Raw genomic sequence first — 13782 nt, 5'->3', positions numbered from 1 at the left:
CCAACTAAAAAGGTAGCCCTCGCGCCCGCCCGCCAGAGGTGGCTCGCCCCCAGGGTGGCCCCGGTCGCCGCGGGAGTCGCGGCGGCATCGGCGGCACGTTCCGGTCCGCTGGGCGGCCGGAATCGCGAGGATCGACTGGGGTGGTGTTGCCTCAGGCATCAGGCAGGGCTTGGACGCAATGCTGCATTGCAGAAATTGCATTTTGCGTTATCCCGCCCCAGAAACAAAGAGGCATAAGAAGAAAACATCATTCCAGATATGGGACAATCTTTCGGCCCATCGTATGCCAGAATCCCGTTCATGAAACGCTTACAAGGCATGGAACTCTTCGTGGAAGTCGCCAAGACGCGTAGTTTTAGCCGCGCGGCGGCCGCCCTGGGTGTCCCGAAATCCACGTTGTCTCGCCAGGTGGCCGAACTTGAACGTTCGGTCGGCCTGCGCCTGCTCAGCCGCACCACCCGCAAGGTCGAGCTGACCGACGCCGGCCGGCTGTACTTCGAACGCTGCCAGCGCATCGTGGCCGAGGCCCAGATCGCCCATGAAGAGCTGCAGAAGCTGGTCGACACGCCGTCGGGGCCGCTGCGGGTGAACATGCCGGCGGACTTCGGCACGGACTTCCTGGCTGAATCGTTCATGGAATTCTCGCGCCGCTACCCCGACGTCACCTTTTTCCTGGACCTTGCCAATCCCGATCACGCGCAGCGCGTGTTCCAGACCTGCGATATTTCCATCGAAATCGGCGAACTGCCCGACTCGACGCAGATTGCGAGGCTGCTGGGCATGCTGCCGGCCCATCTGTACGCCTCGCGGGAATACCTGGAGAAACATGGTGAACCCCAGCACCCCAGCGACTTGACCCGCCATGAATGCATCGAGTTCCGCGCCGAAGGCGCCGGCCGGGTGACCCGCTGGCCGCTGAACAGCGGCGACCAGCACATCCAGTTCACGCCGGGCAACCGGTTTTCCGTGAATGGCGTGGCGATGGCCCGGCGCCTGGCGATGCTGGGCGCGGGGATCACCGTGCTGGTCGGCGGCCAGACCGCCGAACAGAAATCGGGCCAGTTGCGGCGCGTGCTGCCCGATTGGCAACTGGGCCCATTTCCGGTGTATGCCGTCACGGAAACACGATTGCTGCCCGCCAAGACCCGGATTTTCATCGAGTTCCTGATGGAACGCCTGGGTGGCGACGGGCAGGCGAAGGATACCGCGCCCTTCATGAAATGAAGGCGGCTCGGAAACAGACTGAAAAATTTGTTGAGACTGGGCCACGCCGCGCGCGGGGCCACACCGCGCGCGGCCGGCGCCCGTCGCGCCTAGAAGCGTTCGTCGTCGCGCAGGTAGCGCCACTGCCCCAGCGGCAGGTCGCCCAGCGAGACACGGCCGATGCGCACGCGCTTGAGCCCCACCACTTTCAGCCCCACCAGTTCGCACATGCGGCGGATCTGGCGCTTCTTGCCTTCGCGCAGCACGAAGCGCAGCTGGTCGTGGTTCTGCCAGCGCACTTGCGCGGGCTTGAGCGCGCGGCCGTCCAGCGACAGGCCATGGTTGAGCAGCGCCAGGCCGTTGTCGGACAGGTCGCCCTGCACACGCACCAGGTATTCCTTGTCGACGCTGGAATCCTCGCCGATCAGGTGCTTGGCGATGCGGCCGTCCTGCGTCAGCACCAGCAGGCCCTGCGAATCGATGTCCAGCCGCCCGGCCACGGCCAGGCCGTCCAGGTGGCCCCGTTCGAAGCGCTGCGGGCTGCGGCAGCCTTCGAAGCGCGAGCGCGCATCGATCAGGGCGACGGCGGGCGTATAGCCCTTTTCGGCCTGGCCCGAGACATAGCCCACCGGCTTGTTGATGAGGATGGTGACGCGCGAGGTCTGGCGCGCCTGCGCCGCGCGCTCCAGCGTGATGACCTGGTCGGGAAAGGCCTTGGCGCCCAGTTCGGACACCACCACGCCGTCGACCCGCACCCAGCCGCGTTCGATATAGCTGTCGGCCTCGCGGCGCGAACAGAGTCCACGCTCGGACATGAGCTTGGAGATTCGTACTTTTTCCATGGGCGGTATTGTATGCGGAGCCCGGCGCGCGGCCGGCGCCGCAGCGTGCCCGGCGCCCCTGCGGCAATCGGCCACAGGGCATGGGCGCAAATCCGCCCGCGGCCCTTGGCATAATACGCAGCCATGATGAACCTAGCCGTAGCACATCACCCTCCCCTGGCAACGGGCTGGCTGGCCAGCGCCCCGCCCGTGCTGACCCTGGCCCAGCGCCATTGGCTGTTCCGTCCCGGCGCCCTGACCGCCGGCCTGCGCCAGGTGGGCCAGGTGCGCCTGCGCGTGCTGGCCGAATACGCCGACGGCGCCCCCGCCGACGAAGCGCGCGCCATGCGCATCGCCCCCGGCGCGCCCGTGTGGGTGCGCGAGGTGCTGATGTCGGTCAATGGCGTGGACAGCGTGCCGGCGCGCAGCCTGACGCCGCTGCGCGCCTCGCACGGCGCCTGGCAAGGCATGCGCCGCCTGTTGACGCGGCCGCTGGCAGACATGCTGTATCACGACAGCACCGTCATCCGCTCGCCCTTTGCCTGCCGGCGCCTGGCCTCGCCCGTGCCGTTCCACGCCACCGCCGCCACCGCCCTGGCGCAAGGCGGACGGCCGCAGGATGCGGACCGCGTCTGGGCCCGGCGGTCGGTCTTCTGGCGCCAGGGGCAGCCGCTGCTGGTGGCCGAGTGCTTCCTGCCCGGCTTCTGGGAACAGGTGGCGGGCCGTCCGGCGCCGCCCCTGGTGCCGCACCAGCGCACCCCGCGCTGATTCCTGCCGCACCCGCTCAGGCCTGCGCGGGACGCGGCCGGGTATCCACGGCCAGGCACAGCAGCGCCGTCAGCAGCGCCAGGCCCACGTGGCCGAGGTACAGCGGATCGAAGTCCGCATGGCTCAGGGTGCCCTTGCCCAACAACAGCACCGTCAGCGCCACGCCCAGCACGGCGCCGATCTGCCGCGTGGCCTGGTTGACGGCGCTGCCCACCGCGTAGTGCTGCGGCGGCAGGCGGTTGACCGCGGCGCCGGCCAGCGACGGCAGCACCATGCCCACGCCCAGGCCGCTCAGCATCAGTCCTGGCAGCCACGCGGTCAGGTAGGCAGGCTCGGCGCCCGGCACCAGCAGGAACCACAGCCCGCTGGCCGCGTACACCAGCGCCCCGCCCACCAGGAACGGTCGATGGCCCAGGCGCGCAGCCAGCTTGCCCGTGATGATGGCGGTGGGCATCACCAGCAGCGGGCCCGGCGTGACCGCCAGGCCGGCGCGCGGCAGACTGTAGTGCCAGACGCCCGTCATGTAGAAGAAGAAGGCAAAGAACATCATCGCGAACGCAATGCCGAAGCTGAGCGTGGCCAGGTTCACGTAGCGATAGGTGCGATGCTTGAACAGCGCCAGGTCCACCAGCGGATGCGGCGTGGTGCGGGCCCAGCCCACGAAGGCCGCCAGCGCCACCAGCCCCACGGCGGCCACCAGCCACAGTTCGCCGCGCGTCCACGTGGGCGACTCGGACTGCACGATCGACAGCGCCACGGCGCCCACGCCCACCACCAGCAGCGCCATGCCCACGCCGTCGACGCGGCGACGCGCTTCGGGCCGCACCGATTCCACCAGCCGGCTGGCGCCAAACCACAGCGACAGCGCACCCAACGGCAGGTTGATGTAGAACGCCCAGGGCCAGCCCGCCGCGTCCACCACGAAGGCGCCCAGGCTGGGGCCCACGGCGGCAGCCAAGGCGGCCACGGCGCCCCACAGGCTCACCGCCACCGAACGCTGCGACGCCGGAAAGGCAGCCAGCACGATGGACAGGGACGCCGGCGTCAGCAACGCTGCGCCGACTGCCTGCGCCGCACGCGCGGCGATCAGCCAGCCGACGCTGCCGGCCAGGCCACAGGCCGCCGAAGCGGCCAGGAACAGCAGCACGCCGACCATGAACATGCGCTTGCGACCATGCGTATCGGCCAGGCCGCCCGACGGGATCAGCATGGCGGCGTAGATCACGGTGTAGGCATTGAGCACCCACGACATGTCGGCAGCGGACGCGTCGGGAAAGCCCGCGCGCATGGCGCTGAACGCGGCGTAGAGCATGGTCGCGTCCAGCGAGACGAGGAAGACGGCGACGCTGGCGATCCAGAAGATGGGCCAGGGCGAAGCGGCCGCGTGCGACGCGGCGGCGGGGGGGGGCCGCCGTGGAAGTTGCGGGGGTGGACATGATGGTCGGGCTCGAAAGGCGATGGGAAGGAATCAGGCGACGGGAGGCTGTCGAAGGCAGGCAAGCGGCCGGCTGGCCGCGCCCATCACGCTTGCAGGTAGGACGCCTGTTCGGCGGACAGGCCCTGCTTGACCTGGCGGGTCAGCGGGTCGGCCAGCACTTCTTTCGCCCCGGCCTCGAGCGCATCGAACGCCTGCTTGACCACGTCATCGGGGCTGAGCTTGGGCGCGTCCAGGTCGCGGGTCAGGTCGGTATCCACAAAGCCCATGTGCAGCGCCAGCACCTGGGTGCCCTGCTCGCGCAGTTCATGGCGCAGGCCGTTGGTCAAGGCCCAGGCGGCCGACTTGCTCATGCCGTACACACCCAGGCTCGGCCGGTTGATCCAGCTGGCGATGGACAGCACATTGAGCAGCGCGCCGCCGCCATTGGCGGCCAGCGCCGGGGCAAAGGCCTGCGCCACGCGCAGCGAGCCGATCAGGTTGGTTTCCAGGTGGCGGCGGGCGGATTCGATGCTGTCCTTGGCCAGGAAGCCGCCAAAGTCCGCAATGCCGGCGTTGTTGATGACCAGCGTCACGTCCCGCGCCCGCTCGGCTGCGGCGGCCACATCGTCGTCGCGGGTGACGTCCAGCTTGATCGCCTCGACGCCGGGCAGCGAGACGCTGGCGGGGTCGCGGGCGCCGGCATAGACCTTGCGGGCGCCGCGCGCCAGGGCCTCGCGGGCAAAGGCCAGGCCGATGCCGCGGTTGGCGCCGGTGATCAGTACGGTGGCATTCTTCAGTTGCATGATGGGTTCCTTCGGGTTCCGGTTCACAGCGGTGGCCCTTGCATGGCGGGGCCGGTTATATAAATATGATGATCATCATATTCAAGAGATTAAAAAAAGCCGCGGACGGCGGCCGGGGCATCAATGGGAAGCGTGCCCACCTTCGGTGTCGTATTGATCCAGGATGGACTTGCGCGCGGCGGCCAGCATGGCCCTGCCCTCTGCGTTGTCGCCCAGGGCGCGGGCCAGTTGCAGGGCGCCCACCAGGTTGGCGGTGACCGCCCTGGCCACGTGCTCGCCGGCATCGGCCGGCAGCGTCTGCTGCAAGGCCCTGACCAGCCCCTGCACCCGGCTGGCGGAGACCTCGCGCACCTGCGGCGACTGGCGTGGTATTTCCGAGGCCAGGGCCGCTATCGGACACCCGATTTCACAGTGGGTCAGCATTTTCTCGGACAGGTAGCTTTCGACCATGGCACGCAGCGGACTGGCACCTTCGGCCTGGCGCCGCGCGATGCCCTGCGCCATGCGGCTGGCGCCGTCGCGGCCGGCGTGGTCCATCGCGGCGGCCAGCATGGCATCGCGCGACGGAAAATGGGCGTAGAAGCCGCCGTGGGTCAGCCCGGCTTCTTTCATGACGTCGGCCACGCCCACGCCGGCATACCCTTCACGCCGGATCGCACGCGCGGCCGCTTCCACGATGCGCTCGTGGGAAAGCGCTTTGCGAGAGACGGAAGGGCCAGCCATGATCGGGATTCCTAAAATATGATGATCGTAATATAAATCCGCTTGGGGAACTTTGCACGTTCTTTTTGTTGCGGCGCAGTATTTTCGCGTCAGGCGCAGACCGCCCCCGGGCGTGGGGCCCGTCAGCGCCAGGCTTCGGGTTCGATGCTGACTTCGCCCTTCTCGGCCGAGAAATACACCACGCCGTCGGAAATGTTGGCGTTCAGCTGCATGGTGCGTTCGGCCAGCCTGGCCAGCGCGCGGGTCTGGTCCGAGGGCAGGTTGACCACCTTGAGATTGCGGGTGCGCTCAAGCTTGTTGCGCACCCCGTCCCACCAGATCTTGCTGGCCGAGCCGCCGTAGCAATACACGATGACTTCATCGGCGCGGCCACAGGCGCGCAGGATGCGGCGTTCTTCGGGCTGGCCCACTTCGATCCACAGCTTGACCGCGCCGGTCAGGTCCTTGACCCACAGGTCGGGCTCGTCGGTGTCGCTCAGGCCCTTGGTGAAGGCCAGTTCTTCCTGCGCGTGCAGCGCGTACGCGACCAGGCGCACCATCATGCGCTCGTCGGTTTCGGAGGGGTGGCGGGCGACGGTCAGCGAGTGGCTGCCATAGTAGTGCCGATCGGTGTCGGCGACGTTGAGCTCGGCCTTGTAGATGGTGGCGCGCAGGGCCATGGCGAAAAATCCGTTGAGAAAGCAAATTGCTGAAGGCCGCCATGATACCGCCTGGGCGCGCGGCGCTACACTGGCGGCCTCGGCCGGCTTGCGTCCGGCATGCCCCGTAGCCGGCTCGCCGCCGGCGTCCCTTGACGGCAGACCGCCATGACCGCCACCGCCGCCCTGCTCGCCTTCACCCTGGCCGCCGCCATCCTGACCATCACGCCCGGACTGGACACCGCCCTGGTGCTGCGCACCGCCGCGGTCGAAGGCGGACGCCGCGCCTTCATGGCGGGCCTGGGCATCTGCGCGGGCTGCCTGCTGTGGGGCGCCATCGCGGCCGTGGGCCTGGGTTCGCTGCTGGCGGTATCGACGCTGGCCTACGATGTGCTGCGCCTGTGCGCGGCCGTGTACCTGTTCTATCTGGGCGCCAGGCTGCTGTGGCGCACCCTGCCCGGCCGCCCCGCGGCAACGGGCGCCGGCGATGCGCCGGCAGCGGTCGCGCCCACCCGCGCCAGCGCCGCCGGCTGGTTTGCGCGCGGCTGCCTGACCAACGCGCTCAATCCCAAAGTGGGCGTGTTCTACGTTACCTTCCTGCCGCAGTTCATTCCGGCGGGCGCGGACGTGCTGCGCTTCAGCCTGCTGCTGGCCGGCATCCATGCCCTGCTGGGCGTGGTGTGGTTCGCGCTGCTGGTGGCGGCGACCCGGCCGCTGGCGCGCTGGCTGTCGCGCCCCGCGGTGATGCGCGGGCTGGATCGCATGACCGGCGCGGTGTTCATCGCCTTCGGCATCCGGCTGGCGCTGGAAAAGCGCTGAAACCGGGCGGCGGGCAGCCGCCGCCCGGTTCCATGCCACACGACGCCTACTGCACCGGCAGCTTGGCGGCCCGCACCACGGCGGCCCATTTCACCGTTTCCTTTTCGGCGTAGTCCGCCAGCGCCTGCGGCGCGCCGCCCACGATTTCATCGTTGCCCAGCGCCACCAACCGGTCGCGCACGGCCGGATCGGCCAGCACCTCGTTCAAGCAGCGGTTCAGGCGCTCGACGATGGCGGCCGGCGTGCCCGGCGGCGCCACGATGCCGCCCCAGGCCACGCCTTCGAAGCCCGGCAGCACGCCTTCGGCGACGGTAGGCAGATCGGGAAACTGCGGCGAGCGCGCAAGCCCCGTCGAGGCCAGCGCCCGCAGCTTGCCCGAGCGGATGTAGGGCGTGATGCTGATGGTGTTGTCGAAGATGGCATCCACCTGCCCGCCGATCACATCGGTGGTGGCGGCGGGGCTGCCACGGTACGGCACGTGGATCATCCGCAGCTTGGACGCCTGCGCCAGCATTTCGCCGGTCAGGTGACCCGACGTGCCCTGGCCGGGCGACGCGAAGGTGACCTTGTCGGGATGCTGGCGCACGTATTCGACGAACTCGGGCAAGGTCTTGACCGGCACGTCCGGATTCACCGCCAGCACGTTGGCGACCTTGAGCACGAAGATCACGGGCGTGAGCTTCTGCGGATCGTAGGGCAGCTGGCTGAAGGTGCTGCGGTTGATCGCCAGCGTGACGTTGTTGGCGTAGCCCAGCGTGTAGCCGTCGGGCGCGGCGCGATACACGTCCAGCATGCCGGCGATGCCGGACGAGCCCGGCTTGTTCTCGACCACCAGCGTCTGGCCCAGCCGCTTGCCGGCTTCCTGCGCCACCAGGCGCATCACCGTGTCCGGCGAGCCGCCCGCCGCCGACGGCACCACCAGCCGGATCGGCCGAGACGGATATTCCTGCGCGTGGCTGGCCTGCGCCAGCAGGCACGCCGCGCCTGCGGACAGCAGCACGACGCCACGTTTCAAGACTCGGTGCAACATGGTTTTCCCCTGGATCTTCATTGGCCGGGAGACGGCCCGGCTCAGGCAGTCATCGTAGGCGCTTATGAAACATATGATCCATTAATGATTACCCCGATATAAATGTTTCACAATCGGACCAAAAGAAGCGCGGCCGGACAAGGTCCGGCCGCGCTTCTCTGGCCCCGGCCGACTGCCGTCGTGACGGCCGGCAGCGCCTGGCGGCCTCTACCGCATCAATAGACGCCGATGGCGTGCCGCGCGACGAAATGCCCGTCGCCTACCTGCACCAGCGGCTCGACCAGAGGATCGTCGCCCAGCTTGCGCATCGGGCTGGGAATCTCGTCGACCAGCAGCGAACGCTCGCGGTGGCGCCGCTGCGGATCGGCAATGGGTACCGCCGCCATCAGCTTCCTGGTGTAGGGGTGCTGCGGGTTCTCGAAAATGGCGCGGCGCGGGCCGATTTCGACGATCTGCCCCAGATACATCACCGCCACGCGGTGGCTGACACGTTCGACCACGGCCATGTCGTGCGAGATGAACAGGAACGACACGCCCAGTTCGCGTTGCAGGTCCAGCAGCAGGTTGACGATCTGCGCCTGGATCGACACGTCCAGCGCCGACACGGATTCGTCGGCGATCACGACCTTGGGATTCAGCGCCAGGGCCCGAGCGATGCAGATGCGCTGGCGCTGGCCGCCCGAGAACTCGTGCGGATAGCGGTCGATCATTTCAGGCGCCAGGCCGCACTTGTCCATCAGCCAGCGCACGCGTTCCTGGGCCTCGCGGCCGCGCGCCACGTTGTGGATGAGCAGCGGTTCCATGATGGAATAGCCCACCGTCATGCGCGGATCGAGCGAGGCGAACGGGTCCTGGAAGATGAACTGGATGTGCCGGCGCAGCGTCTGCATGGCGCTGCCGCGCAGTGCGCCGATGTTCTGGCCGTCGAATTCGATCGAACCGCCCTGGCTCTTGACAAGTTGCAGCAGCGACCGGCCCGTGGTGGTCTTGCCGCAGCCGGATTCGCCCACCAGCGACAAGGTTTCGCCGGGGTACAGATCGAAGCTGACCTTCTCGACGGCATGCACGCGTTTCTGCACCCGGCCCAGGATGCCGCCGGTGATGTCGAAATGGGTGGTCAGGTCGCGCACCTTCAGCACCGGGCCGTTTTCGCGGCGCACGGTGGACGGAGCCGCCACGGGGGCCTGGTCCGGCAGGGGCTTGTGGGCCGCTTCCTCGACCTTCAGCAAGGGGAATGGCGCGGGTTCGTCGGTGCCGTGCATGGCGCCCAGGCGCGGCACGGCCGACAGCAAGGCGCGGGTGTAGGCATGCTGCGGCCGCGCGAAGACTTCGTCGGAACCGCCCTCTTCGACCTTGTCGCCGCGGTACATGACCAGCACGCGGTCGGCCACTTCGGCCACCACGCCCATGTCGTGCGTGATGAAGATGACGCCCATGTCCATTTCTTCCTGCAGCTGGCGGATCAGCTGCAGGATCTGGGCCTGGATGGTGACGTCCAGGGCCGTAGTGGGTTCGTCGGCGATCAGCAGCTGGGGCTTGCACGACAGCGCCATGGCGATCATGACGCGCTGGCGCATGCCGCCGGACAGCTGGTGCGGATAGCGGTCGAGAATGGCGCGGGCCTCGGGGATGCGCACGCGCTCAAGCATGCGCAGCGTTTCGGCGCGCGCGGCCGCGGCGTCCAGCCCCTGATGCAGCTGCAGGGCTTCGGCAATCTGGTTGCCGGCCGTGAAGCTGGGGTTGAGCGAGGTCATGGGCTCCTGGAAGATCATGGCCACATCGGCGCCGCGCACGCGTTGCAGCGTGGTGTCGGGCGCATTGACGAGATCCAGCACCTCGCCATTGCGACGGCGCAGCAGCATGCCGCCGTTGACGATCTTGCCGCCGCCGTATTCCACCAGGCGCATCAGCGCCAGCGAGGTGACGGACTTGCCCGAGCCGGACTCGCCCACGATCGCCAGCGTTTCGCCGCGATCGACGTGGAACGACACATTGCGCACCGCTTCCACGGTGCGTTCGGGGGTCTTGAAACGTACGGTCAGATCATTGACCTGGACGACGCGTTTGGGATCCATTGTTGCCATGGTGATCATTTTTCCTGACGGGGATCCAGCGCGTCGCGCAGCCCGTCGCCCAGCAGATTGAAGCCCAGCACCACCAGGAAAATGGCCGATCCGGGGAAGATCGACATCCAGGGCGCCTGGGTCATGAAGTTCTTGGCGGTGTTCAGCATCGAGCCCCACGACGGGTTCGGCGGCTGCAGCCCCAGGCCCAGGAACGACAGGCTGGCCTCGGCGATGATGGCCGTGGCGATGGTGATGGTGGCCTGCACGATCAGCGGCGGCATGACGTTGGGAAACACGTGCCGCGCGATGATGCGCAGGTCGGAGGCGCCCAGCGCGCGGGCGCTCTGCACGTAGTCTTCGTTCTTGACGGCCAGCACCTGGCCGCGCGTCAGCCGCACGAACTTGGGCGCGGCCGACACGCCGATGGCGATCATGGCGTTGGTCAGGCTGGGCCCCAGGAAGGCGGCCAGCGCGATGGCCAGGATCAGGAACGGAATCGCCAGCAGGGCTTCGGTGGCGCGGGAAATGACGCTGTCGGTCCAGCCGCCGAAATAGCCGGCGGCCAGGCCGAACGGCACGCCGACCGCCAGCGCGATCAGCACCGACACCAGGCCGGCCATGAGCGAGGCGCGCGCACCAAAGACCATGCGGCTGAAGATGTCGCGGCCCAGTTCATCGGTGCCCAGCCAATACGAGGCCGACGGCGCCTTGCGGATGGTGGTGAAGCTGGTCTGGAACGGATCGTGGTTGGCGATCAGCGGCGCCAAGAGAGCCAGCAGCACGAAGAACAGCACGATGGCCAGGCCCAGCATGGCCACGTGGTTGCGTTTGAATTTGCCCCAGGCGCGGTTGCGGCTGCGGGGCGGCGTGACGGCTGCGGCCGTTGCAGGAAGTGCGCTCATGCGTGCCTCAGACGGGGATTGACCAGGATGTACAGGATGTCGGCCAGCAGGTTCATCAGGATGAAGCCCACCGCGACGCAGAGCACCACGCCCTGCACCACCGCGTAGTCGCGCGTGAACACCGCGTCGACCACCAGCTTGCCGAACCCCGGAATGGTGAAGACCTGCTCGGTCAGCACGGCGCCCGCCAGCAATTCACCGAACAGCAGCGTCACCAGGGTGACGATGGGCATCAACGCATTGCGCAGCGCGTGGCGCAGCACCACCCGGCGCGGCGACACGCCCTTGGCGCGCGCCGTGCGCACGTAGTCGGCCGACAGCGCTTCGAGCATGGCCGAGCGGGTGTGGCGCATCAGGTAGGCGGCGATGGCCGTGGACAGCACCAGCGCCGGCATCAGCATGGTCTTGATCGACAGCCAGAAGTCTTCGGCCGGCGACACATAGCCCGACGCCGGCAACAGCTTCCATTGCACCGACACTACCATGATGAGGATGATGCCGAGCCAGAAATTGGGGATGGACATGCCGGACAGCGCCGCGATGTTGGCGCCCATTTCGATGGGCTTGCCCTTGCGCACCGCGGCCAGGATGCCCATGGGAATGCCCACCAGCAGCGCGAAGAACATCGCCATGGCCGCCAGTTGCAGCGTCACGGGCAGCTTCTGGGCGATCAGCGTGGTGACCGGCACGTCGGTGCGCAGCGACTTGCCCAGGTCGCCCTGCACCACCTGGGTGGCCCAGGCCACGTACTGCATCGGCAAGGGGTCGTTCAGGCGGTATTTTTCGCGCAGGTAATCCAGCACGGCCGGGTCGCGCTCTTCGCCGGCCATGGTCAGCACCGCGTCGCCGGGCAGGATTTTCTGCAGCATGAAGACGATCATCGACACCAGTATCAGGGTCGGTATCGCGACGATCACGCGGCGCAAGATGAGTTTAAGCATGTGGGAAAACCGTAGAACAAAAGCGGTGGACGGAGCCGGGCCGGTCAGGCTTGGCGCACGGCCACCGCGGGAAACAAGCGGCCGCGCGAAACGCGCGGCCGGCGGGCGCGGCGGCAAGCCGCCGCATCCCGTTTACTTCTGTGCGAACGTCACGCCCTTCAGGCGGATCATGCCGTCCGGATACGGCACGAAGCCCTTGACCTTCTTGCCCAGCGCGAACGGCCACGGCTGGTAGTAGTTGTACACCCCGGGCAGTTCGTCCTGGATGATCGCCTGGGCCTGGTCGTAGATGGCGCGGCGCTTGGCTTCATCCGGCACCGTGCGGGCCTCGTTGAGCAGCTTGTCGACTTCCGGGTTGCAATAATGGCCGTCGTTCAGGGCGCCCTTGCAGGTCACGAACGAATGGATGTTGCCGTCCGGGTCGACCCGGCCCGACCAGCCCAGCATCACGACCTGGAAGTTGCCACCGGCCGATTCCTTTTGCAGGGCCGCGTATTCGGTGGGCCGCAGCGACAGGTCGAAGCCGGCTTCCGATGCCATCGCCTGCACCATTTCGGCCACGGACGAGGTGGTGGTGTTGTTGCCGAACATGACCTCGGCCTTGACGCGGTCAAAGCCGGCCTGCTTGAGCAGCGCGCGCGCCTTGGTGACGTCGCGCTTGGTCACGGGGAACTTGTCGCTGTGGTAGGGGCTGGCGGGCGGGAACGGCTGCTGCGCCGGCTCGAAGATGCCGCCGCCTGCCACCTCGTTGATGGCGTTGCGGTCGATGGACAGCTGGAACGCCTGGCGCACCAGCTTGTTCTTGAACGGGTTGTCTTCGGCGCGCTTGCCGTTGCCCACGTTGAACATGAACTGCTGGAAGCCCAGGCCCGCCACCGGCGCGAAGGTCAGGCTGGCGTCGGTCTTGACCTGCGGCGCGTCGGACGGGTTCAGGCGTTCGAGCATGTCCAGGTCGCCGGCGCGCAGGTTCGACAGGCGCACGGTGGTGTCCGGGATGGGCAGGAAGGTGATGCGCTTGAAGGCGTAGTCCTTGGCGTCGTAGTACTGGTCGAATTTTTCGAGCACGACGCGGTCGTTCTGGATGCGTTCGACGAACTTGTACGGACCCGAGCAGATCGGCTTGCGGCCCACCGACGCGACATCGGGATCGGCGAAGGTCTTGGGCGACAGCATCATGCCGGCGCGGTCGGACAGCTGCGCCAGCAGCGTGGCGTCGGGCTGCTTGAGCGTGAGCACCAGCGTGGAGGCGTCGGGCGCCTCGACCTTTTCGACCGAGGCCAGTTCGCCCTTGCGCAGGCTGTCGGGCAGCGTCATGGCACGGTCCAGGTTGGCCTTGGCGGCCGCGGCGTCGAACTTGCTGCCGTCGTGGAACAGCGCGTCTTCGCGCAGCTTGAAGGTCAGCACCTTGTTGTCGGGGCTGAACGACCACGAGGTGGCCAGCTGCGGCACGAAGTGCAGCTTGGGATCGATGTCCACCAGCTTGTCGCACAGCGAGGTGAAGACGATGCGGCCGACGTAGGTACGCGCACGGTGCGGGTCCAGGACGTCGGGATCTTCCTGCAGGCCGATCCGGATGTTCTGGGCGCAGGCGGCGCCGGCGGCCAGCGCCAGCACGCTGGCGCCGAAGGTCATGGTCAAGCGTTTCATTGTG

13 protein-coding genes are annotated in these 13782 nt (G+C 67.8%); 3 read left to right on the top strand and 10 right to left on the bottom strand.

The features are described from left to right. Positions 1 to 318: 318 nt before the first annotated feature. On the top strand, positions 319 to 1224 hold the full coding sequence (locus ACUDP5_RS11400) for a LysR family transcriptional regulator (RefSeq protein ID WP_263912045.1): 906 nt from the start codon (positions 319 to 321) through the stop codon (positions 1222 to 1224). Positions 1225 to 1313: 89 nt separating this feature from the next. Here the strand turns inward: ACUDP5_RS11400 and ACUDP5_RS11395 are convergent, their stop codons facing one another. Then, positions 1314 to 2045, bottom strand: coding sequence for a pseudouridine synthase (locus ACUDP5_RS11395; RefSeq protein WP_263911971.1), 732 nt, complete (start codon positions 2043 to 2045; stop codon positions 1314 to 1316). 126 nt (positions 2046 to 2171) lie between these two features. Between ACUDP5_RS11395 and ACUDP5_RS11390 the strand changes: the two genes are divergently transcribed. Beyond that, on the top strand, positions 2172 to 2792 hold the full coding sequence (locus ACUDP5_RS11390) for a chorismate lyase (RefSeq protein ID WP_263911970.1): 621 nt from the start codon (positions 2172 to 2174) through the stop codon (positions 2790 to 2792). A 16-nt stretch (positions 2793 to 2808) separates the two neighbouring features. Here ACUDP5_RS11390 and ACUDP5_RS11385 read toward each other — a convergent pair whose 3' ends face one another. From ACUDP5_RS11385 to ACUDP5_RS11370, 4 genes are all read right to left on the bottom strand, one after another. After that, on the bottom strand, positions 2809 to 4251 hold the full coding sequence (locus tag ACUDP5_RS11385; RefSeq protein ID WP_445659157.1) for an MFS transporter: 1443 nt from the start codon (positions 4249 to 4251) through the stop codon (positions 2809 to 2811). Between the two features lie 62 nt (positions 4252 to 4313). After that, positions 4314 to 5012 carry an SDR family oxidoreductase gene (locus tag ACUDP5_RS11380; protein ID WP_263911966.1) on the bottom strand — a complete coding sequence of 233 codons (699 nt, stop codon included), beginning with the start codon at positions 5010 to 5012 and terminating at the stop codon, positions 4314 to 4316. Between the two features lie 120 nt (positions 5013 to 5132). After that, a complete protein-coding gene (locus ACUDP5_RS11375) occupies positions 5133 to 5735 on the bottom strand; it encodes a TetR/AcrR family transcriptional regulator (protein ID WP_263911964.1) in 603 nt (200 codons plus the stop codon). Positions 5736 to 5857: 122 nt separating this feature from the next. Continuing rightward, a complete protein-coding gene (locus ACUDP5_RS11370) occupies positions 5858 to 6394 on the bottom strand; it encodes a YaeQ family protein (RefSeq protein WP_263911963.1) in 537 nt (178 codons plus the stop codon). Between the two features lie 147 nt (positions 6395 to 6541). On the opposite strand from ACUDP5_RS11370, the gene ACUDP5_RS11365 reads away from it, so the two are divergent. Beyond that, on the top strand, positions 6542 to 7192 hold the full coding sequence (locus ACUDP5_RS11365) for a LysE family translocator (RefSeq protein ID WP_445658801.1): 651 nt from the start codon (positions 6542 to 6544) through the stop codon (positions 7190 to 7192). A gap of 46 nt (positions 7193 to 7238) precedes the next feature. Here ACUDP5_RS11365 and ACUDP5_RS11360 read toward each other — a convergent pair whose 3' ends face one another. The 5 genes from ACUDP5_RS11360 to ACUDP5_RS11340 all read right to left on the bottom strand — a co-directional run bounded on the left by ACUDP5_RS11360 (position 7239) and on the right by ACUDP5_RS11340 (position 13778). Further along, positions 7239 to 8222, bottom strand: coding sequence for a Bug family tripartite tricarboxylate transporter substrate binding protein (locus ACUDP5_RS11360; RefSeq protein ID WP_445658800.1), 984 nt, complete (start codon positions 8220 to 8222; stop codon positions 7239 to 7241). A 215-nt stretch (positions 8223 to 8437) separates the two neighbouring features. Next, a complete protein-coding gene (locus ACUDP5_RS11355; protein WP_263912043.1) occupies positions 8438 to 10297 on the bottom strand; it encodes a dipeptide ABC transporter ATP-binding protein in 1860 nt (619 codons plus the stop codon). 14 nt (positions 10298 to 10311) lie between these two features. Then, a complete protein-coding gene (locus tag ACUDP5_RS11350) occupies positions 10312 to 11190 on the bottom strand; it encodes an ABC transporter permease (RefSeq protein WP_445658799.1) in 879 nt (292 codons plus the stop codon). Beyond that, a complete protein-coding gene (locus ACUDP5_RS11345; protein WP_263911956.1) occupies positions 11187 to 12131 on the bottom strand; it encodes an ABC transporter permease in 945 nt (314 codons plus the stop codon). Before ACUDP5_RS11345 ends, ACUDP5_RS11350 begins: the two co-directional genes overlap by 4 nt. Positions 12132 to 12263: 132 nt before the next feature. Beyond that, positions 12264 to 13778, bottom strand: coding sequence for an ABC transporter substrate-binding protein (locus ACUDP5_RS11340; RefSeq protein ID WP_445658798.1), 1515 nt, complete (start codon positions 13776 to 13778; stop codon positions 12264 to 12266). Positions 13779 to 13782 lie beyond the last annotated feature (4 nt).

The organism is Achromobacter sp. NCFB-sbj8-Ac1-l (assembly GCF_052695805.1).
This window is presented reverse-complemented; position numbering and strand designations above follow the sequence as displayed.